The 19,766-nt window shown below is 64.9% G+C and carries 15 protein-coding genes; 5 read left to right on the plus strand and 10 right to left on the minus strand.

Going from position 1 to position 19,766, the window contains the following annotated elements:
• The first annotated feature begins 259 nt into the window (after positions 1 to 259).
• Genes J5474_RS00865 through J5474_RS00870 form a run of 3 tightly spaced genes read left to right on the plus strand, consistent with a single transcriptional unit; the run spans position 260 to position 2,924 of the window.
• Complete coding sequence (locus tag J5474_RS00865) at positions 260 to 2,551, plus strand: arginine/lysine/ornithine decarboxylase (RefSeq protein ID WP_209358460.1); 2,292 nt, start codon at positions 260 to 262, stop codon at positions 2,549 to 2,551.
• Between the two features lie 49 nt (positions 2,552 to 2,600).
• Positions 2,601 to 2,726 carry a hypothetical protein gene (locus tag J5474_RS22960; protein WP_280842480.1) on the plus strand — a complete coding sequence of 42 codons (126 nt, stop codon included), beginning with the start codon at positions 2,601 to 2,603 and terminating at the stop codon, positions 2,724 to 2,726.
• Positions 2,727 to 2,741: 15 nt separating this feature from the next.
• The gene (locus tag J5474_RS00870; RefSeq protein WP_209358461.1) at positions 2,742 to 2,924 is read left to right on the plus strand and encodes a hypothetical protein; all 183 of its coding nucleotides are present in this window, start codon (positions 2,742 to 2,744) and stop codon (positions 2,922 to 2,924) included.
• A gap of 12 nt (positions 2,925 to 2,936) precedes the next feature.
• Here J5474_RS00870 and J5474_RS00875 read toward each other — a convergent pair whose 3' ends face one another.
• The 3 genes from J5474_RS00875 to cysS form a co-directional block, all read right to left on the minus strand.
• Positions 2,937 to 3,716 (minus strand): squalene/phytoene synthase family protein, encoded by a 780-nt coding sequence (locus J5474_RS00875; RefSeq protein WP_342453995.1) that lies wholly within the window; start codon positions 3,714 to 3,716, stop codon positions 2,937 to 2,939.
• Positions 3,713 to 5,332: a citramalate synthase gene (gene cimA, locus J5474_RS00880; RefSeq protein WP_209358462.1), complete on the minus strand. Its 1,620-nt coding sequence runs from the start codon at positions 5,330 to 5,332 to the stop codon at positions 3,713 to 3,715. Before cimA ends, J5474_RS00875 begins: the two co-directional genes overlap by 4 nt.
• A 106-nt stretch (positions 5,333 to 5,438) precedes the next feature.
• Positions 5,439 to 6,833, minus strand: a complete 1,395-nt coding sequence (gene cysS, locus J5474_RS00885; RefSeq protein WP_209358463.1) for a cysteine--tRNA ligase — start codon at positions 6,831 to 6,833, stop codon at positions 5,439 to 5,441.
• A gap of 638 nt (positions 6,834 to 7,471) precedes the next feature.
• Here cysS and acmB point away from each other — a divergent pair.
• Positions 7,472 to 8,671 (plus strand): methyl acetate hydrolase AcmB, encoded by a 1,200-nt coding sequence (acmB, locus tag J5474_RS00890; RefSeq protein ID WP_209358464.1) that lies wholly within the window; start codon positions 7,472 to 7,474, stop codon positions 8,669 to 8,671.
• Positions 8,672 to 8,828: 157 nt separating this feature from the next.
• Here the strand turns inward: acmB and mltG are convergent, their stop codons facing one another.
• The 7 genes from mltG to J5474_RS00925 form a co-directional block, all read right to left on the minus strand.
• On the minus strand, positions 8,829 to 9,983 hold the full coding sequence (mltG, locus tag J5474_RS00895) for an endolytic transglycosylase MltG (protein WP_209358465.1): 1,155 nt from the start codon (positions 9,981 to 9,983) through the stop codon (positions 8,829 to 8,831).
• 69 nt (positions 9,984 to 10,052) lie between these two features.
• Positions 10,053 to 11,315: a beta-ketoacyl-ACP synthase II gene (gene fabF, locus J5474_RS00900; RefSeq protein WP_209358466.1), complete on the minus strand. Its 1,263-nt coding sequence runs from the start codon at positions 11,313 to 11,315 to the stop codon at positions 10,053 to 10,055.
• A 165-nt stretch (positions 11,316 to 11,480) separates the two neighbouring features.
• Positions 11,481 to 12,293 (minus strand): glycosyl transferase, encoded by an 813-nt coding sequence (locus J5474_RS00905; protein WP_209358467.1) that lies wholly within the window; start codon positions 12,291 to 12,293, stop codon positions 11,481 to 11,483.
• Between the two features lie 78 nt (positions 12,294 to 12,371).
• The gene (locus J5474_RS00910) at positions 12,372 to 13,124 is read right to left on the minus strand and encodes an SDR family oxidoreductase (RefSeq protein WP_342453996.1); all 753 of its coding nucleotides are present in this window, start codon (positions 13,122 to 13,124) and stop codon (positions 12,372 to 12,374) included.
• On the minus strand, positions 13,082 to 14,248 hold the full coding sequence (locus J5474_RS00915) for a M20 aminoacylase family protein (RefSeq protein ID WP_209358469.1): 1,167 nt from the start codon (positions 14,246 to 14,248) through the stop codon (positions 13,082 to 13,084). The genes J5474_RS00910 and J5474_RS00915 overlap by 43 nt, the downstream gene beginning before the upstream one ends.
• 228 nt (positions 14,249 to 14,476) lie before the next feature.
• Positions 14,477 to 15,637, minus strand: coding sequence for an acetylornithine deacetylase (gene argE / locus J5474_RS00920; protein WP_209358470.1), 1,161 nt, complete (start codon positions 15,635 to 15,637; stop codon positions 14,477 to 14,479).
• Between the two features lie 78 nt (positions 15,638 to 15,715).
• Positions 15,716 to 17,548 carry an ABC transporter ATP-binding protein gene (locus tag J5474_RS00925; RefSeq protein ID WP_209358471.1) on the minus strand — a complete coding sequence of 611 codons (1,833 nt, stop codon included), beginning with the start codon at positions 17,546 to 17,548 and terminating at the stop codon, positions 15,716 to 15,718.
• A 430-nt stretch (positions 17,549 to 17,978) separates the two neighbouring features.
• Here J5474_RS00925 and J5474_RS00930 point away from each other — a divergent pair, with 430 nt between their 5' ends.
• Positions 17,979 to 19,676, plus strand: a complete 1,698-nt coding sequence (locus tag J5474_RS00930; protein WP_209358472.1) for a peptide ABC transporter substrate-binding protein — start codon at positions 17,979 to 17,981, stop codon at positions 19,674 to 19,676.
• Positions 19,677 to 19,766 lie beyond the last annotated feature (90 nt).

Below are 19,766 nucleotides of genomic sequence, written 5' to 3' on the forward strand. Positions count from 1 at the left end.
CGTAAATATCCGCCCCGGCTTTCCTTCGTCCGGGCAAGAAAGTTGCGCCTCCATCGGCGCTTAGCCGCGCATGACGCAAACCGATGATTGCGCACCCTGGAGTACGCACCGCCCTGACCGTCCCGGCCCACAACTGGCGCAGTCCTCGCGAGCACTCGCGTCGGGGCATGGGCGCAACCCCGCCGTGCCCCTTGATTTCCGACCCTCCGGCATGAACAAGAGTAGAAACACTCTTGTGCCCCCCAAGGAGGCCCACCGTATGAAATTCCGCTTTCCGATCGTCATCATCGACGAAGACTTCCGCTCCGAGAACACCTCCGGTCTCGGGATTCGTGCGCTGGCGCAGGCCATCGAGGCGGAGGGCTTCGAGGTGCTGGGCGTCACCAGCTACGGTGATCTCAGTCAGTTCGCCCAGCAGCAAAGCCGCGCCTCCGCCTTTGTGCTGTCCATCGACGACGAGGAATTCACCCCCGGTCCCGATCTCGACCCGGCGGTTGTGAACCTGCGATCGTTCATCGAGGAGGTGCGCTGGAAAAACGCCGACGTGCCGATCTTCCTGCACGGCGAGACCAAGACCTCCCGCCATCTGCCGAATGACATCCTGCGCGAGCTGCACGGATTCATCCACATGTTCGAGGACACGCCGGAGTTCGTGGCCAAGCACATCATCCGCGAAGCGAAAAGCTATATCGAGTACATCCAGCCGCCCTTCTTCAAGGCGCTGCTGGATTACGCGGAGGACGGGTCTTATTCTTGGCACTGCCCTGGACACTCCGGCGGCGTGGCCTTCCTGAAAAGTCCGGTGGGGCAGATGTACCACCAGTTCTACGGCGAAAACATGCTGCGCGCCGACGTCTGCAACGCGGTGGAGGAGCTGGGCCAGCTTCTCGACCACAATGGCGCCATCGGTGAATCAGAGAAGAACGCGGCGCGGATTTTCAATGCGGATCACTGCTTCTTTGTCACCAACGGGACGAGCACCTCGAACAAGATGGTCTGGCACCACACGGTGGCTCCCGGCGACGTGGTGGTGGTCGACCGCAACTGCCACAAGTCGATCCTGCATTCGATCATCATGTGCGGTGCGATCCCGGTCTTCCTGAAGCCCACGCGCAACCACTGGGGCATCATCGGCCCGATCCCGCGCTCGGAGTTCGAGCCCGAGGCGATCAAGGCGAAAATCCGCGAAAACCCCCTGCTGGAGGGCTACGACGCGGAGACGGTGAAGCCGCGCATCATGACCGTCACCCAGTCCACCTACGACGGCGTGCTCTACAACACCGAGGCCATCAAGGGTGCGCTCGACGGCTGGATCGAGAACCTGCATTTTGACGAGGCCTGGCTGCCCCACGCCGCCTTCCACCCCTTCTACGGCACCTATCACGCCATGGGGCGCAAGCGCGGCCGCAGCAAGAAATCCGTGACCTACGTCACCCAGTCGGTGCATAAGCTGCTCGCCGGCATCAGCCAGGCCAGCCACGTGCTGGTGCAGGACTCGGAGGAGGTGAAACTCGACCGCCACCTCTTCAACGAAGCCTACCTTATGCACACTTCGACCTCTCCGCAGTATTCGATCATCGCATCTTGCGACGTGGCGGCGGCGATGATGGAGCCCCCGGGCGGCACGGCACTGGTTGAGGAAAGCATCGTCGAAAGTCTCGAATTCCGCCGCGCCATGAAGAAGGTCGGCAAGGACTACGCCGAGGACTGGTGGTTCAAGGTCTGGGGGCCGGAGGATTTCGACGAGAACGAGGACGGCATGGGCCGCGCCACCGACTGGCAGCTCAAGCGCACCGACAGCGAGGGGCTGGAACCCGGCGGCAAGGACAGCTGGCACGGCTTCGGCGACATGGCGCGCGACTTCAACATGCTGGACCCGATCAAGGCCACCATCATCACACCCGGTCTCGACATCGAGGGGCACTTCGACGACAGCGGCATCCCGGCCTCCATCGTGTCGAAGTACCTGACGGAGCATGGCGTTGTGGTGGAAAAGACCGGGCTTTACAGCTTCTTCATCATGTTCACGATCGGCATCACCAAAGGCCGCTGGAACACGCTCCTGGCTGCCCTCCAGCAATTCAAGGACGATTACGACAAGAACAACCCGCTCTGGCGCGTCATGCCTGAGTTCTGCGCCAAGCAGCCGCGCTACGAGCGCATGGGCCTGAAGGACCTCTGCCAGCACGTCCACGCCATGTACGCGAAATACGACGTGGCGCGGCTTTCGACGGAGATCTATCTGAGCGACCACCACCCGGCGATGACGCCTTCGGACGCCTATGCGCATATCGCGCGGCGCAAGACGGAGCGCGTGGCCATCGACGACCTCGAGGGGCGCATCACGACCTCGCTGGTCACCCCTTACCCGCCAGGCATCCCGCTGCTGATCCCGGGCGAAGTGTTCAACGCCAAGATCGTCGACTACCTGCGTTTCAACCGCGAATTCGCCCGCGAATGCCCAGGATTCGAAACCGATATTCACGGGCTGGTGGTGGAGAAGACCGAGAACGGGCAGACACTCTATTTCGCCGACTGCGTGGCGGAGTAAACCGCGAAGGCCGGGCAGAACGCCCGGCCTTTTTCTTTGGCAGAGATCGATGACTTCGGCGGTCATGGTCGATACCACCCGCCCCACGCGCGCCGAGGCCCGCGCGACAGCTGGGGCCTGCGTGGCGCGGTGGATGGCAACCGGCGGACATCTGGGCGCCATCGAAAGTGCATGACGCTGGAAGGGCACGATGGAAGAAGCATCGGAGGTCAGGCTGAGGATGAAGTCCGTCGCGGACTCCGTGGTGGCACCCCGCGCGATGATCCTTGGAACGCACAGCTACGACCCGGTTTCCTCCAGCATTGACCGTTACGGATGGCTTAGAGAGCGACGCGCGCTCGATTGGGAAAACACCTCCGGCCACCGGGCTTGAAGTCCCCCCGTCTCAAAACCGCCCCGTGACCGCAGCCCGCAGGCGGGCAAAACGCTGGGCCGCCTCGGAAGGCCGCAGTGCCCCCTGTTTCACCCTTTCAGGCACTGTCATCGCACGGTTCAGGACCATCCCCGCGTGGGCGCCGGGAAGCAGGGCCACGCGAGCGGCGCGCGGCACCGAACCGCGCAGCTTGCGCGCCTCCGCCAGTGTTTCCAGTCCGCGCAGCGCCAGCGTCTGCACCGCTTCGGGGCGGCCATCGGGCAGCGGCAGCTTTGCCCGCGCTTCCAGTTCCGGCACAGCCATGAGCCAGGCCGCCAACCCTGTCGCGGTGCCAAGATACCGGGCGCACCGCCCATCCCCGTCGCCCAACGCACGGGCCGCCACCTGCATAAGCCCGCCGCCGGTCGCCGCCAGGTAAGACCAGAGCGCATCCGCCGTATCGAAGGGCGCCCTCTCGATGTCCGCCCGGCGCGCCTCGATCAGCGCGTCCAATGTGGTGCAAGCCTCTGCGTCCAGCGCTTCTGCCAAAGGCGTCACAACTTCGTGACGCCGCACCGGACCGCCCCGCCTGATCTCGTCCAGCGCGTCGCGCCACCATTGCAATCGCATCTCTGCGATCATCGGCTCTGCCGTGACCCAAGGGGCGCGCGCGACCTCCACGTTGAAGGCATATAGCGGAAAGAGCACGGCCCGCGCCCCGACCGGCCCCGCCATGGCCGTGCGGAACCGCTCCGGGTCGCCGCGCTCCACGATCTGCGCGCAGGCGAAAAGGTCCGATCCCTCCTCGATCACGCGCGTGCCCCGGCCCGCACCAGCTTCCACCGCACGGCGTCCAGCAGTGCCTCGAACGACGCGTCCACGATGTTCGCGCTCACCCCCACCGTGGCCCAGCGGCGTCCCGAGGAATCCTCGCTGTCGATGATGACGCGCGTGACCGCCTCCGTACCGCCCTGCGTGATGCGCACCTTGAAGTCCACCAGCCGCATGTCCTCGATCAGGTACTGGTAGGACCCGAGGTCCTTCGCCAGCGCCTTTGACAGCGCGTTGACCGGGCCGCGGTCGTTGCCTTCCTCGTCCATGGATTCCGAGACCGACAGCTTCTTTTCCCCATCGACCTTGACCACAACGACGGCTTCGGACAGGGATACCATCCGGTCATATTTGTTCTTCCGCCGCTCCACGGTGACGCGGTAGCGCTTCACCTCGAAGAACTCCGGCAGCAGGCCCAGTTCCTCCCGCGCGAGCAACTCGAACGACGCCTGCGCGGTGTCGTAGGAATAGCCCTCCGCCTCCCGCGTCTTCACCCGCTCGAGGATGCGGGCCAGCGCCGGATCGCCCGGCGCGACCTCCAGCCCGGCCTCCGCCAACCGCCGCCGCAGGTTCGACTGCCCGGCCTGGTTCGACATCGGGATGACGCGGCGGTTGCCCACCAGCGCAGGGTCGATATGCTCGTAGGTGGTGGGATCCTTCAGGATCGCGCTGGCATGCAGTCCGGCCTTGTGGGCAAAGGCCGAAGCGCCCACGTAGGCCACCTGCTTCAACGGCACCCGGTTCAGCACGTCGTCGAGCATCCGGCTGACGCGGGTCAGCCCCTCCAGCGCCTCCATGTCCACCCCGGTCACGAAGCGGCTGGCATAAGGCTCCTTCAGCAGCAGTGTCGGAATGAGCGCAGTCAGGTTGGCGTTGCCGCAGCGCTCGCCCAGCCCGTTCAGCGTGCCCTGGACCTGCCGCGCGCCCGCGTCCACGGCGGCGAGCGACCCCGCCACGGCCATCTCCGTGTCATTGTGCGTGTGGATGCCGACCTTCCCGCCCGGCACGCCCGAGGCGATCACCTCCGACACGATCCGCCCGATTTCATGCGGCAGCGTCCCGCCGTTGGTGTCACACAGCACCACCCAGCGCGCCCCCGCCTCCAGCGCCGCCCGCAGGCAGGTCAGCGCGTAATCCGGGTTGGCCTTGTAGCCGTCAAAGAAATGCTCCGCGTCGAACAGCGCCTCGCGCCGCGAGGCCACCAGATGCGCCACGGACGCGCCAATGTTGGCGACATTCTCCTCCAGCCCGATGCCGAGCGCGGTGGTGACGTGGAAATCGTGACTCTTGCCCACGACGCAGACCGCAGGCGTGCCCGCGTTCATCACCGCCGCCAGAACGTCGTCGTTTTCCGCAGAATAGCCCGCGCGCTTCGTCATGCCAAAGGCGGTCATGGCGGCACGCGTCCGGCCCACCTCGGCGAAGAAGGCTGAATCCGTCGGGTTTGCCCCGGGCCAGCCGCCCTCGATGTAGTCGACCCCGAGCGCATCCAGCGCGGCGGCGATCTTCAGCTTCTCGGCGGTGGAGAACTGAACCCCCTGCGTCTGCTGCCCGTCGCGCAATGTGGTGTCGTACAGATACAGCCTCTCGCGTCCCATCACCGCGCCTCCCTCATGGCACATGACGCCTGTGCTTCTCTGCTTTCCAAATACCTCCGGGGGTCCGGGGGCAGCGCCCCCGGCCGGTCCACCGCGCGCCACGCCATCAGAGCGCCTCCAGCTTCGCCGCGTCGCAGCCCGGTCCCGGCACCAGCTCGACGCCCTCCTTCGACATGCGCACCTCGACCCCCGCCGCCACCAGCGCCGCCTTCATCGCGTCGACGGCGGCGAAATCCTTGCTTTCCATCGCCTCGGCACGCACTGCGACCAATTTCGCTTCAAGTCTCTCCAGCACTTCGTATCGGTTGCGGTGCGTCCATCCGCTCCTCAAAGTTGAAAGGTCAAAACCCATCAACAACAAGGACGCGCGCAATTCTCCCGCGTTCCTCTCACGCGCCAAGCGATGCAGAACAGAGATCGCCTTAGGCGTGTTCAAGTCGTCGCAAAGAGCGTCCAGCACTTCGGGAGATACCTCGGTCGGAGGTTTGCCCGCGACGACACTGAGAAAATGATCCAGTGTTTCCTTTGCTTGACGCGCCTTCTCGGCGGTCCAGTCCATCGGCTTGCGATAATGCGTCGAGAGCATGACGTAGCGGATCACCTCGCCCGGCACCCCCGGCTGCCCGTCGTGGCCATCCAGCAGGTCGCGCACGGTAAAAAAGTTGCCCAGCGACTTGGACATCTTCTTCCCCTCCACCTGCAGCATCTCGTTGTGCAGCCAGACCTGCGCCATGCGCTCCGTGCCATTGGCGCAGCAGCTCTGCGCGATCTCGTTCTCGTGGTGCGGGAACAGCAGGTCGTTGCCGCCGCCGTGGATGTCGAAGACCGCGCCCAGAAGCGCCTTCGCCATGGCCGAGCACTCGATGTGCCAGCCCGGCCGCCCGCGCCCCCAGGGCGACGGCCACCCCGGTTGATCCGCCTCCGAAGGCTTCCACAGCACGAAGTCCATCGGGTTCCTCTTGTAGGGCGCCACCTCGACCCGCGCGCCCGCAATCATGTCGTCGACCGACCGCCCCGAGAGCGCGCCGTAGGCCTCCTTCCACGAATCCACGGCAAAGAGCACGTGGCCCTCCGCCTCGTAGGCGTGGCCCTTCCCGACCAGCACCTCGATCATGGCGATCATCTCGCCGATGTAGCCGGTGGCGCGCGGCATGTGGTCCGGCTCCTGCACGCCCACCGCGCCCATATCGTCGAGGTACCACTGCGTCGTCTCCGCCGTGATCTCGGCGATGGAACGCCCGCTCTCCGCCGCCCGCGCGTTGATCTTGTCATCCACGTCGGTGAAGTTGCGCACATAAGTCACGTGATCCGGGCCGTAAACATGGCGCAGCAGACGCGCCAAAAGGTCGAACACAATGGCCGGGCGCGCGTTGCCCAGATGAGCCCGATCATAGACCGTCGGCCCGCAGACGTACATCCGCACGTTGGACGCATCCAGCGGGGTGAAGACCTCCTTCTTGCGGGTCTTCGAGTTCGTCAGGCGGATCTGGGTCTCGGTCATGCGGGGTCCTCGGGCGACAGGGCTCGCGGCGGACTTAGCAACTTCGTCTCTGGGAGGGAATAGAAGACCGGTCCGCCGATTGGGTCAGCGGGTAATGCAGCAAATGCGGATAGCATCACGGGTCATGGCACGCGCCTAGCACAAATCACGGGCCCTGCCTACCCGACTCGTGCCCGTCCCGCCTGCAGCAGGCATTCCCTCAGGGTAACATCACCAGGGAGCCGCAGACCTGTGTCGATGGTTTCCACCTGTGCATCCACCTTCGGGCGGCTCGATCGCAGATGCGGTGAGGACACGACCCTCGGGCAATCCTACCCCCGGGGCGCTTGTTCGATCGCTCCAACGCCCCAGGGTAACGACAGCTCTCCGCATGGGCATTGTCTCGATACTTGGCCCACCGATGAATCGCCGCACGTGGACTTGGATCCGTGCTATCCTGCCTTCACGTCCAGAACGCCGGGGTGAGGCGGTTTTGTTGAGCCCTGCGCTGAGGCTGATTTCAGCACTGTGCCGATCCGTCCTGAACCGTCAGACGGATGGCGCAGGGCGCTGAGGTGCGTTGCGAAACCGGACAGACGCTTGCGATGGCGGCCAGCATGACCGGTCATACCGTATCGATGCATTCAAGGGAGGAACCGATGAAAGACATCACCACATCCGATATCCGATCGCGGTGCGACGCCGTTCTGGAGGGCGTGACCACCGGGACATCCCGCGTTCCAGGCGTTGTAGCCATGATCACCGACCGCGACGCCGACGTCTATTCCGGCTGCGCGGGGGATCGGCGGCTGGGCGACGACCCGATGACCGAAGACACGGTGTTCGCGATCTTCTCGACCACCAAGGCCATCGCCGGCACCACCGCGCTACAGTGTGTGGAGGATGGGTTGCTGGATCTGGATGCCCCGGCGAAGGACTACGCCCCGGCCATCGGTCATTTGCAGGTGATCGAAGGCTTCGATGCCGACGGGTCACCGCGCCTGCGGCCGCCGAAATGCGACGTGACCACCCGGCAGCTGATGCTGCATACCGGGGGCTTCGGCTATGACTTCTTTAACGAAGTCTACAAACGGCTGGCCGAGGAACACGGCCAGCCCTCGGTCGTCACCGCGTCGCACGCATCCATTGAAACGCCCTTGCTGTTCGATCCCGGCACAGCCTGGGAATACGGCAGCAATATCGACTGGGTCGGCCAGGTTGTCGAAGGCATTCGCGGCAAACGTCTGGGCGCGGTCATGCGGGAACGCGTGTTCGATCCACTGGCCATGGACGAGATCGCGTTCACCCGCACCGATGCCATGAAAGCCCGGACCGCGACGATCCATGCGCGCGGCGAGGATGGCGGCCTGACCCCGATGGATGGCTTTGCCTTGCCGGACAATCCGGAAATCGACATGGGCGGGCATGGTCTTTATGCCACTGTGCCCGAATACATGAAGTTCATCCGCATGTGGCTGAACGACGGCAATGGCCCGCGTGGCCGGGTCCTGCGGCCCGAGACGGTGGAGTGGGCCGTCAGGGGTGCGCTGGTACCGCCGCAGAAGATCGCGATGCTGCCGGGCGTGATCCCGTCGCTGTCCAACGATGCGGAGTTCTGGCCCGGTCTGGCGAAGGACTGGTCCTACAGCTTCATGGTCAACACGGAGGAGGCTCCGACGGGACGCCCGGCCGGGTCCATCGGCTGGGCCGGTCTCGCCAACAGCTATTACTGGATCGACAGGGCCAACGGCATCGGCGGCTATTGGGCGACGCAGATCCTGCCCTTCGCCGACAGCGTCTCCTTCCCCGGCTTTATCGACTTCGAGAGCGCAGTCTACAGGGCGATGGCCAGCGCCTGACAGCCTGTGGCCCGCGAAACAACAGCCAGAGGCGGCACGCCGCCTCTGGCTGGTTTCACCTTCGCCGTCGTGGACCGTATTCGCCGCCACGACGGCCTTTGAGGACAAAGAACGGCGGCCGGCCCCATATGCAGGACCGAAGCCATTCCCCAAGGGGTCACTCGCGCGCCGCCTCCAGCTTGCGATAGGCTGCAACATTGCGGTTGTGCTCTGCCAATGTCTCGGCAAAGACGTGACCATCCGCCGGGTCCAGCGTCTTTGCGACAAAGTAGACATAGCTGGTATCCGCCGGGTTCAGTGCCGCCTGAATCGAGGCCCGGCCAGGATTGGCGATCGGTGTCGGCGGCAGTCCGTCGATCACATAGGTGTTCCACGGCGTTTCCTTGCGCAGTTCCGATTGGCGCAGACCGCGCCCCAACACGCCCTTGCCCTCGGTCACGCCATAGATGACGGTCGGGTCTGTCTGCAGGCGGATGCCCTTTTCCAGACGGTTGCTGAATACGCTTGCCACCAGACCGCGCTCTTCGGCGTTGCCGGTTTCCTTCTCGATGATCGACGCCAGAACCAGCGCCTCTTCGGGGCTTTCGAGCGGCAGTCCGTCAACGCGGTTGGCCCAGGCATCGGCGAGGATCAGCGTCTGCGCCTCGCTCATGCGCTCAACCACGCTGGCGCGGGTGTCACCGGGCGAGATTTCGTAGCTGTCCGGCGCGAGACTGCCCTCGGGCGGCACCTCCACGGTTCCCTCCAGCACGTCGATCTGGTTCAGCTCCGCAACCACCTGCCAGCTGGTCACGCCCTCCGCCAGTGCCACGCGGTATCGCGTGTCGCCGGCCTTGCGTACCTCTGTGTAGTCCGCGGGTGCGTCGCCTTCGGCCGGGTCGAACTGCGCCATGGTCTCATAGCGGCCGGTGGCCGGGTCGATCTGGCGCACCTGGACCGTGGCGCTGTTGATGCCGATGCGGTAGACGACTTCGGTGCCGCAGGTCGACGCGCCGCCACGGGTGATCACCTCGGTGATCTCTGCCATGGATGCACGCTCCGGGATCAGGTAGCTGCCAGCCTTCAGGCTTTGAGTCTTGTCGGCATAGTCCGCGCCGACGCGGAACATCATCGGGCTGATGATCGCGCCCTGATCAGCCAGAGACTCCGAAACCCGTTTCATGTTCGTGCCGCGTGGCACTTCAAGACAGATGGGCGCGGAAAGCGGCCCCTCGGCGGAATATTCCTGCTGCGCCCAGAGGAGGATACCCCCTAAGAGAAAAAGCGCGACGACCAGAAGGGTCAGCGCGTTCGAGGCGATGCTGCGCCACATGATCCAATGCCCTTTCATCGGTTCCGGACCCGCGCCCGGAACCACCTGCCCTGCCCCCTTCGGGGGGCGTTATTCGACCTTGCCGAAGATCACACTCGCATTTGTTCCGCCGAAACCAAAGCTGTTCGACAGTGCGTAGGCGATGTCCCGCTCCCGTTTCGCGTTCGGTGCCAGATCGATTCTGGTGTCCACCGCCGGGTTGTCGAGGTTGATCGTCGGCGGTGCCACCTGATCGCGGATCGCGAGAATGGAAAAAATCGCCTCGATCGCGCCCGCCGCGCCCAGCAGGTGGCCGGTCATCGACTTCGTGGAGGACATGGTGGCCTGCCCCGCGGCATCCCCCAGCAGACGCTCCACCGCGCCCAGTTCGATGGTATCCGCCATGGTCGATGTGCCGTGTGCATTGATGTAGTCGATCTGACCGGGCTCGAGTCCCGCGTCCCGCAGCGCCGCGCGCATGGAGCGCTCACCACCCTCGCCGCTCTCGGACGGTGCCGTGATGTGGTAGGCATCGCCGGTCAGCCCGTAGCCGCAGACCTCGGCGTAGATCTTCGCACCGCGTGCCTTGGCGTGCTCGTATTCCTCCAGCACCACGACGCCCGCGCCCTCACCCATGACGAACCCGTCCCGGTCGGCGTCATAGGGGCGGCTCGCGGCCTTCGGATCGTCGGCGCGCTTGGTGGACAGCGCCTTGCAGGCGTTGAAGCCCGCGATGCCGATCTCGCAGATCGCAGCCTCCGCACCGCCCGCGATCATCACGTCCGCATCGCCGTACTTGATCAGCCGCGCGGCGTCGCCGATGGCATGTGCACCGGTGGAACAGGCAGTAACCACCGCGTGGTTCGGCCCCTTGAAGCCATACCGGATCGAAACGTTGCCAGAGATCAGGTTGATCAGTGCACCGGGGATGAAGAAGGGCGACACGCGGCGCGGGCCCTTCTCCTTGATGAGCACGGCGGTGTCCGCGATCGACGCGAGCCCGCCGATTCCGGAACCGATCATCACGCCAGTACGCAGCAGGTCCTCTTCGTCGGTGGGCATCCAGCCGGAATCACGCACGGCCTGCTCGGCCGCGGCAATCCCGAACTGGATGAAGGTGTCGACCTTGCGGGCTTCCTTCTTGTCCATCCAGTCGTCGATGTTGAAGGTCCCGTCACTGCCATCGCCACGCGGAACTTCGCAGGCGTAGGTTGTGCCGAGATGGCTGGCGTCAAAGAGCGTGATCGGGCCCGCGCCCGACTGGCCGTCGAGCAGACGGCTCCAGCTTTCTTCCACTCCACAGGCCAGCGGCGTGACCAATCCCAGCCCGGTGACGACGACGCGACGTGCCATGACGCTGCTCTCCTTGTGTAAATCTTCGCAACGCTCATACCGCGCAATCGTCGCGGGGGGCAAGGGCACCGGATGGAATGAAGACGTTGCACGGGAGGGATTGCGCCCGGCCTGTGGCCGGACGACCGGCGAGGATAAGCCGCGCCGGGAGCATCTGCCAGAGGCTCAGGCCCAGTCGGGCCCGAGGTCCGCGCGGGCGCGGTCGATCCAGTGGTCCTGCAGCCAGTCACAGGGTTTGGAGTGCCGGATGAAGGAGCCGTTCCAGCCAGTCAGCGCATCCGTCATCTTGGGTCGTCCATGGAAGCAGACCACGCGGGCATCATCGGGCAGGCGCGGCGGGCGCAGCCAGTTCATCGGGAACGGGTTGCAGTCGTACTTGAAGGACAGAACCCAAGCCTCTGGAACATAAGTGAAACAATCTCGATCCATCGCCTTGTGCGAGGTATAGCGCTGTTCGGACCCGCGCGCCTTCTCGACCTCTCCATAGGGGTCCGCAGCGAGATCGTCGTAGAGGAACCCGTGCAGCGCCGGGTCGAAACGGAAGACGGAACCGTGACCGGTGGGGCGGCCCTTACGCTTTTCCACCCAGTCGTGGCGCATCGCGATGGTGCCGGGAGCAAGGTCGTGGATCGCGTCCAACCCGCCGGTGATGACCACGTCGAGGTCGAAACCCAGCACAGGGCCGTCCAGATCGGGCACCAGCCCGGGCCGGAAGAGCGAAACCTTGCGCATCGCGCCCTGCCGGTTCGCCACCGCGAGCGCCGCCGCCATCGGTTCGGCGAAGGGTTCCATCGGCAGGTCCAGCACCTCGACGTCCGGGTGCAGGCCTTCGGCGTGCTCCGTCATGCACAGGAACCGCACCGGGCGTGACATGTTCCGCCGCACGCCGGAATAGAGCCGGTTGACATACTCGGGGCCAAAGAGTGTGCCCCACTTGATGCACATGATGTTGACGGGTCGGATGGAGGATTGTGTCATGCCTGCTCTCTATCGCTCCGCGCCGGGTCCCGCCAGAGCCAACCTGCCGGAGGTCAAGGCCCGCCCCGGCGCTGCTTGTCAGTCGAGGTAGATCATCTTTCGGGTCATGCCGCCGTCGACCGTCACCACCTGCCCGGTGACGAAACCCGCCCTGGCAAGCCAGAACACCGTCTCCGCGATGTCCTCTACCCGGCCCGCGCGACCTGCCGGGTGCTGGGCATGATCCGCCTGCGACAACGCCTGCCAGTCGCCGGTGACGATCCAACCGGGTGCCACGGCGTTGACGCGGATCTCCGGACCGAGGGAGACGGCGAGCGCCTGGGTCAGACCTTCGATGCCTCCCTTCGAGGCGCAGTAGGCCTCGGTGTCGGGCTCTGCCATGCGGGCACGGGTGGAGGAGAGGTTCACCACCGCGCCGCGCGCCTCTCGCAGGAAGGGAACTGCTTCCCGCACCATGAGGAAGGTACCCGTCAGGTTTACCCCGATCCAGCGGTTCCAGTCTTCCAGCGACAGGTTCTCCACCGGGCCGCTGACTGGCCCGGCGAGGCCCGCGTTGTTCACCAGCAGGTCAAGTCCCTCCCCGAGCTCTTCGGCACAGGCCTCGAAAGCCGCCGCGACGGAGGCCTCGTCCGAGACGTCGCAGATGACCCGCCGACCGGGCGCCTCCTCCTCGAAGGAGACGTCCAGCGCCAGCACCTCCCAGCCCTCGGCAACCAGTCGTTCGGCGATGCCGCGCCCGATCCCGCGCGCGGCGCCGGTTATCATCGCTGTCGGCATCAGCCCACCGATCAGCTTGCCAGCGGCATGCGCCGCTCGGCGATCTCCGCCCACCAGGAGCAGCCTGCCGGGATCGCTTCGTCGTTGAAGTTGTAGAGCGGATGGTGGACCATCGCGGTATCCCCGTTGCCCACTAGGATATAGGCGCCGGGGCGCTCCTCAAGCATGAAGGCGAAGTCCTCGCCGCCCATGACCAGCGGCGCCTCCTCGCAGGAGCCGGACACGGCGGTAGCCACCTCGGCGGCAAACCGGGTCTGTTCCTCATGGTTTGCCATGACCGGGTAGTTGCGCTTGTAATGCACATCTGCCGTGGCGCCGAAACCCGTGGCGATGCCCTGCGCGATCTCGGTGATGCGGCGTTCCGCAAGGCCGCGGTTCTCGTCCGACATGGTCCGCACGGTGCCCATCATGTGAACCGACGACGGGATCACGTTGAACGACGTCGACGAAGTCTGGAACGAGCAGATCGACACCACGATCTGGCTCACCGGATCAGCATTGCGGCTGGCGATTGTTTGTAGCGCGGTGAGAATCTGCGCCGCGCAGACCGTCGGGTCGATGGTCTCGTGCGGCTTCGCGGCGTGGCCGCCCTTGCCGGTTACCGTGATCTCGATGTGATCCGCAGCCGCAAAGAACGCGCCGGGCCGGATAGAGAAAGCCCCCACCGGTTTGCCCGGCCAGTTGTGCATCCCGTAGACTTCCTGAATGCCAAAGCGTTCCATCATGCCGTCGTCACACATCTCCTTGCCACCGCCGCCACCTTCCTCGGCGGGCTGGAATATCACGACGACGGTGCCGTCGAAGTTGCGCGTTTCTGAAAGGTATTTGGCCGCGCCCAGCAGCATCGCCGTGTGACCGTCATGGCCGCAGGCGTGCATCGCGCCGGGGGTCTTCGAGGCGTATTCGACACCGGTCTGCTCCTCGATCGGCAAAGCATCCATGTCGGCGCGCAGACCGATAACCTTGCCGGAGCCGCTCTCGCGGCCCCTGATGACGCCCACGACACCAGTGCGCCCGATGCCGGTCACCACCTCGTCGCAGCCGAATTCTTTCAACTTTTCCGCCACCAGCGCGCTGGTGCGGTGGGTCTCGAAGAGTATCTCCGGGTGCTCGTGGATGTCACGGCGCCAGGCGGTGATCTCGGCCTGCAGTTCGGCGAAACGGTTCTTGACCGGCATGAAAGTCTCCTGTTGGCGCGGCTCCGCGACGGAGCCTCCTGTCATGGCGCCGGAGACTAGTGAGATGGATGCCATGTGCAAGCATCTGCGTGAGATAATCTAACCGATTGGTTGGAAATGCGGCTGTGGTGGGCATCATCGAAAGCGCGACGCCCATCCGCACAGCGCCGGAGCAAGCATGACCGGCGGGCCGCCGGAGGGGCTACTTCGCCGCGTGCGGCGGTTCGGTTACGCGCAGTCCTCGACCAGCCGCTGCATGAACCGTTGCCCCTCGTCCAGTTGCGCCACCGCCAACGATTCATCCGGCTGGTGCGCCACGGAGATTGAACCCGGCCCGCAGACCACGACCTTGTAGCCCGCCATCTGGAAATGGCTGGCTTCGGTGGCGTAGCTGACGAAATTCTCCGTGTTGTCGCCCGTCAGCCTGCGCACCAGCGCCTCCGCAGTATTGCGCTCCATTGGCACGAAGGGCGGCAGGCAGAAGCGTTCCGTCACCTCGACCCGGGCCTCCGGCCGCACCGCCTGCATCTTGGCCGTCAGCGCCTCCACCTGTGTGGCAAAGCGCGACCGCCAGTCGTCCAGCGTCTCGCCGGGGACGACGCGAAAACCAAGGCCGAAGGTGCAGTCCTTCGCCGTGATGTTATGCGCCGTGCCGCCCTGGATCGGGGCCACGTGAACGTTGGTATAGGGCGGGTCGAAGAGCGCGGCCATGCCCTGAGGTTCGACCTCTGCCGAAGCCGCGTTGACCGCATTCGCCCAGCCAATCAACTCTGCGCCGTACATGATGGCCGACACTCCGGTGTGCAGGATGGAGGAATGCACCTCGACCCCATGCACATGCACCCAATAGGACAGCCCGCCCTTGTGGCCCGTCACCGCCTTCATCATCGTAGGCTCGCCCACGATCACGTCGGCGGCGCGCGGCAGGGTGGCCATGGCGTCGAGCAGGTCCGGCACGCCGAGGACGCCGATCTCTTCGTCATAGCTCAGCGCCAGTTGCAGCGGGCGCGCGACACCGCGGCGCGCCGCTTCAACCATGGCCCAGATCGAAAGCGCCACGAACCCCTTCATGTCGCAGGCGCCGCGTCCTATGAGGCACCCGTCCCGTTCGGTCAGGACGAAAGGATCGGTGCTCCAGTCCTGCCCGTCCACCGGCACCACGTCCGTGTGCCCCGACAGCACCACGCCGCCGTTGACCTTTGGACCGACGTGGGCGCAGAGGCCCTTCCAACCCGGACAGCCCGGCTTGTCGAAGACATGCGGTGCGATCCCGTGGCCGCGCAGGTAGTCCGCAACCCAATCGATGAGCGCCCCGTTGGGGTCCCGGCTCACCGTGGCGAAGCCGACCAGGCGCTCGAGAATTGCGCGCGGCGTGAGAATTTCAGTCATGTCATCTCCATTCCGGGCGCCGCAAGAGTCCTCGACGAAGACTCTTACGGCCCGCGAAGGCTTTTCGACGAAAAGCCTTCAATACCCCGACTCAGAGGTCAGGACGAAATGTCCCGGCGTCACTTCCGCGTAGACCGATTTGCCCGGCACGTGACCCACCGGGTGGATCGGCGAAGGGATCGGCTTGAAATTCAGGTCCTTCTCCGACTTGCGCCGCCGCGGGTCTGCGATCGGCACAGCCTTCATCAGGGCCTTGGTGTAGGGGTGCTGCGGGTCCTCGAATACCGCGCGCCGGGGGCCGAGCTCGACGATCCGTCCCAGGTACATCACACCGACCTGGTGGCTGACGCGTTCAACCACCGCCATGTCGTGACTGATGAAAACGTAGCCCAGACCCAGCTCTGCCTGCAGCTCCATCATCAAGTTGACCACCTGCGCCTGCACCGACACATCAAGCGCCGACACCGCCTCGTCCGCGACGATCAGCTTGGGGTTCAGGGCGAGCGCGCGGGCGATGGCGATGCGCTGCCGCTGCCCCCCGGACAGTTCGTGCGGGTAGCGCTGCATGAAACTGCGCGGCAGTTCCACCCGGTCGAAAAGCATCGCCACCCGGTCCTGGCGTTCGGATTTCGAACCCACGCCGTAGTTCACCAGCGGTTCCGCCACCTGGTCGGACAGTTGCAGCTGGGGATTGAGCGAGGCAAACGGGTCCTGAAAAATCATCTGCATCTCGCGCCGCGCATCGCGCAGTCCGGAAGGCGACAGCGCCATCACGTCCGTGCCGTCGAGGTCGATCCTCCCCGCCAAAGGCTCCACCAGCCGCAGGATCGACCGCCCTGCCGTGGACTTGCCGCAGCCTGATTCGCCCACAAGGCTCAGCGTCTGGCCCTTCTTCACGGTGAAGGAGACGTCCTCCACCGCGTGAACGTTTGCGACCGTGGAGCGAAAGAATCCCCCCTTCACCGGGAAGCGCGTGGTCAGCCCCTCGACCGTCAGCAGCACCTCTTCCGTGCCGGGGATCGGAGCGGTGGCATTATCCTCCTGCCCCACCAGTTTCATCGGGCGCGGCAGGTCGGTGCCGGTCATCTCGCCCAACTTCGGCACGGCGGCGAGCAGCGCTTTCGTGTAGGGGTGCTGCGGGTTCTCGAAAATTTCCTCGACGGTGCCTTCCTCGACCTTGTTGCCGCGAAACATGACCACGACGCGATCTGCCATCTGCGCCACCACCGCCATGTCATGGGTGATGAACATCACCGCCGTCCCGGTCTCGCGCTTGAGCCGGTCGATCAGTGCAAGGATTTCCGCCTGAATCGTCACGTCGAGGGCCGTTGTCGGTTCGTCCGCGATCAGCAGGCGCGGTTTGCAGGCCAACGCCATGGCGATCACAACACGCTGCCGCATTCCGCCAGACAGTTCGTGCGGGTACTGGTCCAGCCGCCGTTCCGGTTCGGGGATGCGCACCTGTTTGAGCAGCGACAGCGCCTCCGCGCGCGCCTCGGCCTTGGTCATGCCGCGGTGTACGCGCAGACCCTCGGTCAACTGCCGTCCAACGGTAAAGACCGGGTTCAGCGCGGTCATCGGCTCCTGAAAGATCATGCCGATCTCGTTGCCGCGAATGTCGCGCATCGTGCGCTGATCCTCGGTGGCGAGATCCACGACACCGCCATCCTTCCGGTCGAACAGAAGCCGCCCCCCGGCGATGGTGCCTCCGCCGTACTCGATCAGCCGCATGAGCGAGAGCGATGAGACCGACTTCCCCGACCCCGATTCGCCCACCACGCACACCGTTTCGCCAGAGCCGATGTCGAAACTGACATCCTCGACCCCCACCACGGTGCCGCCCTTGGTCTGGAACTCCACCCGCAGTTTCTCGATCCGCGCGATGGGGTGGTCCGAAGTGTTGTCCAGCATGTCGTCTGCCCTCTTGTTGCACGAAGGCTAATTTCCCGGCACGGGCAGTGTAAAGCCCGCATCCAGCGCCGCTCCGGTCCAGTGGTCAAGGACCAAGGCCTGTTTCCGCCCTTCGACGGTCACGAGGTCGGAGAGAAAACACGCAATTTTCCAATTGCTTGAGCCAGATATCGGGTCACACCACCATGCGCCGCACCAGGCGGCGCCGATCTGCGCTCTTCTTGACCACACGGTCAAAAAAGCCAAGGGCGCCACGGAGGCAATGCTTGCATTTTAAGCGTCATGAGGGTTCGATACCGCCAGTGGGGGTGTTTATGAGGGACGGGTCAAGTATGCGGGTTGTGCAACCCGCCCGTACCGGTACAGCCTCCCCGCCACAAACGACCAAAAGGGACCGGGAGAACCGGACCCAACCAACATGGAGAGACAAATGACCCTGAAGTCCCTGATGCTGGGTGCCGTGGCAGCCACGGCGCTGGCCCCGGCGGCCTTCGCCGAGCGCGGCGCGGACGGCGAAGTGAAGATCCTCTACTGGCAGGCGCCTTCGATCCTGAACCCGTTCCTCTCGGGCGGCACCAAGGATGTGGAATCCTCCTCGATGATCATCGAACCGCTGGCACGCTTCGACGAAAGCGGCGCGCTGGTGCCCTGGCTGGTGGACGAAATTCCCACCGTGGAAAACGGTGGCGTCACCGAGGACCTAAAGCAGATCACGTGGAAGATCACGCCGGGCCTGAAGTGGTCCGACGGCTCCGACTTCACGTCCGCCGACGTGAAGTTCACCTATGAGTACTGCACCCACCCCGAAGGCGGCTGCGCCCAGCTGACCAAGTTCGAGCCGGTGGCTTCGGTAGAGACCCCCGACGACCTGACCGTCGTGGTGACCTTCAAGGAACCGACCCCCTACCCCTACACCGCATTCGTCGGTGGCGAGAGCCCGATCATCCAGAAGGCGCAGTTCGAAAACTGCCTGGGCGCCGCCGCGTCGACCTGCACCGAGCAGAACTTCAATCCCGTGGGAACCGGCCCCTTCGTCGTGGATGAGTTCAAGCCGAACGACGTGATCACCATGTCCGCGAACCCCAACTACCGCGACCCGGCCAAGCCTGCCTTTGCCAAGGTCACCTTCAAGGGCGGCGGCGACGCGGCTGCGGCCGGTTCGGCGGTCATGGAAACCGGCGAGTTCGACTACGCCTGGAACCTGCAGCTGGCGCCCGACGTCATCGAGAAGATGGAAGCCGGCGGCAAGGGTGTGACCGTGGCAGGCTTCGGCCCGCTGCTCGAGCGCATCATGCTCAACAACACCAACCCGGACCCGAATCTCGGCCCGGACGAGCGTTCGGTGATCCGTCCGCACCCGTTCCTGTCGGACCCGGCGGTCTACAAGGCGATGTCCATGGCCATCGACCGGCCGCTGCTCGTCGAAGTCGGCTACGGCAAAGCAGGCAAGCCGTCTTGTTCGTGGGTCCCGGCGCCGGCAGACTTCGCCTACACCCCCGAGGGCTGCGATGTGCAGGACATCGAGGGCGCCAAGAAGCTGCTGGATGACGCGGGCATCGTCGACACCGACGGCGATGGCATCCGCGAGAAGGATGGCGTGCCGCTGTCGATCCTCTACCAGACTTCGACCAACGCCGTGCGTCAGGACTTCCAGGCTCTGATCAAGGAATGGTGGGGCGAGATCGGCATCGAGACCGAGCTGCGAAACGTGGACGGCTCGGTGTTCTTCGGCGGTGACGCGGGTTCGCCTGACACCTTCCAGAAGTTCTACGCCGACGTGGAGATGTACGCCAACACCTTCAACGGCACCGACCCGCAGTCCTACCTGGGCAACGGCCTGTGCGACAAGGCACCGCGCCCGGAAACCCAGTGGCAGGGCGAAAACATCTCGCGTTTCTGCTCCGAGGAGTTCGACGCCATTCACACCGAGCTGTCCCAGACCGCCGACATGGCCAAGCGTCACGAACTGGGCACGAAGCTGTCCGAGATGGCTTTCGAGGAAGGTGCAATGATCCCGCTGGTTCATCGTGGCCGCCTCTCGGCGCATTCGAACAGCCTCGGCGGCGTTGTCCTGAACGTGTGGGATTCGGAACTGTGGAACGTGGCAGACTGGTACCGTGTAAAGTGAGCCCGCAGGGTCACGCTTGAATCATGACGTAGGGCGGGGTTATCCCCGCCCTGCTTCCAATAACAACACGAACCGGACAAGGGCGCACCC

It is taken from the genome of Sagittula salina, from assembly GCF_017813235.1.
Classification (GTDB): Bacteria; Pseudomonadota; Alphaproteobacteria; order Rhodobacterales; family Rhodobacteraceae; genus Sagittula; species Sagittula salina.

Excerpts from the sequence above, each read along its gene's own strand:
- J5474_RS00865 (WP_209358460.1), top strand. The coding sequence starts at position 260 with ATGAAATTCCGCTTTCCGATCGTCATCATCGACGAAGACTTCCGCTCC.
- J5474_RS22960 (WP_280842480.1), top strand. The coding sequence starts at position 2,601 with ATGACTTCGGCGGTCATGGTCGATACCACCCGCCCCACGCGCGCCGAG.
- J5474_RS00870 (WP_209358461.1), top strand. The coding sequence starts at position 2,742 with ATGGAAGAAGCATCGGAGGTCAGGCTGAGGATGAAGTCCGTCGCGGAC.
- cimA (WP_209358462.1), bottom strand. The coding sequence starts at position 5,332 with ATGGGACGCGAGAGGCTGTATCTGTACGACACCACATTGCGCGACGGG.
- cysS (WP_209358463.1), bottom strand. The coding sequence starts at position 6,833 with ATGACCGAGACCCAGATCCGCCTGACGAACTCGAAGACCCGCAAGAAG.
- acmB (WP_209358464.1), top strand. The coding sequence starts at position 7,472 with ATGAAAGACATCACCACATCCGATATCCGATCGCGGTGCGACGCCGTT.
- mltG (WP_209358465.1), bottom strand. The coding sequence starts at position 9,983 with ATGTGGCGCAGCATCGCCTCGAACGCGCTGACCCTTCTGGTCGTCGCG.
- fabF (WP_209358466.1), bottom strand. The coding sequence starts at position 11,315 with ATGGCACGTCGCGTCGTCGTCACCGGGCTGGGATTGGTCACGCCGCTG.
- J5474_RS00905 (WP_209358467.1), bottom strand. The coding sequence starts at position 12,293 with ATGACACAATCCTCCATCCGACCCGTCAACATCATGTGCATCAAGTGG.
- J5474_RS00915 (WP_209358469.1), bottom strand. The coding sequence starts at position 14,248 with ATGCCGGTCAAGAACCGTTTCGCCGAACTGCAGGCCGAGATCACCGCC.
- argE (WP_209358470.1), bottom strand. The coding sequence starts at position 15,637 with ATGACTGAAATTCTCACGCCGCGCGCAATTCTCGAGCGCCTGGTCGGC.
- J5474_RS00925 (WP_209358471.1), bottom strand. The coding sequence starts at position 17,548 with ATGCTGGACAACACTTCGGACCACCCCATCGCGCGGATCGAGAAACTG.
- J5474_RS00930 (WP_209358472.1), top strand. The coding sequence starts at position 17,979 with ATGACCCTGAAGTCCCTGATGCTGGGTGCCGTGGCAGCCACGGCGCTG.